The organism is Nonomuraea sp. PA05 (assembly GCF_008086045.1).
Lineage (GTDB): Bacteria > Actinomycetota > Actinomycetes > Streptosporangiales > Streptosporangiaceae > Nonomuraea > Nonomuraea monospora.
In genome coordinates this window covers 1-773 of sequence record NZ_VSEY01000110.1, presented here as the reverse complement: position 1 = coordinate 773, position 773 = coordinate 1, and the positions used below count along the sequence as shown (strand labels likewise).

The 773-nt window shown below is 66.1% G+C and carries 1 tRNA gene and 1 pseudogene; one reads left to right on the top strand and one right to left on the bottom strand.

The window, feature by feature from the left end:
• A pseudogene (locus FXF51_RS60245) lies at window positions 1-461 on the top strand (SMI1/KNR4 family protein); the annotation flags it as partial.
• A 239-nt stretch (window positions 462-700) separates the two neighbouring features.
• On the opposite strand, the gene FXF51_RS60240 reads toward FXF51_RS60245, so the two are convergent.
• Window positions 701-773: transfer RNA gene (locus FXF51_RS60240), tRNA-Arg, on the bottom strand.

The following is a 773-nucleotide window of genomic DNA, read 5'->3' as shown; positions in this document are numbered from 1 at the left end:
GCGCCGGACCCGCCTACGGGCTCTTTCCCGTACGGCACGTGAAGGGGCGGTGGCAGTGGGAGGGCGATGGCGCTGACCTCACCCGGCTGGACGTGCTGGATCAGCCGTTTCCGCACGTGGAGGCGTTCGATCCGGCCGATGGGCTGCCTGCGCCGCCCGACGAGGTCGACTTCTCGTCCGCCGAGGCCTTCGAGGCGGCCGAGATCGCTTACCAGGAGCAGCGCGACACTCTTGTCTTTGACGGGCGTCACTCGATCGGGCTGTTGTACCTCTGTCACCTTGGGTGCGCTTACCGGGAGGCGCTGGTGGTCAGTGGGCCCTCGCGAGGTGAGATGTGGGCTGATGACCTGGCCGATGATGGAGGGTTTCGGCCGTTGGTGGATGAGGGTGGGGGGCGGGTGGGGTTCGCGCGGTGGTATCGGCGGTGGCTGGAGGCGGCTGAGGGGGCGTCGGGGCTTTGAGTCGGCACCTTGTCGATCTCGGCTGCGTGGGATCGACACCATCCGGCGTGAGGAGTCCTACGACGCGTTCCACGACCTCGGCCGACGCGCGGGTATCAGCCCGGCTCAGGCCGATGACTGGTTCGACGCCTGGCGCGACTTCTAGCTGAGCCGTCGAAGTTGGCGAGATCTCGGAATTGTCCTGACAAACACTAAGGCCCGCTCCCAGGTTCTCCCTGGTAGCGGGCCTTTCGCATGTGCGCGGCCGAGAGGACTCGAACCCCTAACCTTCTGATCCGTAGTCAGATGCTCTATCCATTGAGCTACGGCCGC